Here is a 284-nt window from a genome sequence, read left to right as displayed (position 1 = left end):
GGCGAACGCGGAAATACCCCCACCGCCGATATAGATCCAGAACAGTCCGGCGAACGGCGCCGCGACGACGGATTGCGCGTCGAGCAGCAGCCGCCGAAGTGGGGAAGCGGCCGCGCGAGCCTGGGCCGCGCCGTTGGGATCGGGACGGGACGGATTATCGATCAAGCGACCCGGCGGTTCGGCATCGCGCACCCGCCCCGACGGGTAGAGCCGAATCCCATGCACAATGACGGCCCGCTCATCGATTTCCGCCGTCACCTCGGTCAAGTTGATCAGCGCTGGAT

Annotated in this window: 1 pseudogene; it reads right to left on the bottom strand. The window is 66.9% G+C overall.

Annotated features, from left to right (window positions below):
- Positions 1 to 267, bottom strand: a pseudogene (locus GV790_RS30025) (hypothetical protein); the annotation flags it as partial.
- Between the last annotated feature and the right edge of the window lie 17 nt (positions 268 to 284).

Source organism: Nocardia cyriacigeorgica (genome assembly GCF_010858045.1).
Lineage (GTDB): Bacteria > Actinomycetota > Actinomycetes > Mycobacteriales > Mycobacteriaceae > Nocardia > Nocardia cyriacigeorgica_E.
The sequence above is the reverse complement of the archived record's forward strand: the minus strand, read 5'-3'. Positions and strand labels throughout refer to the sequence as shown.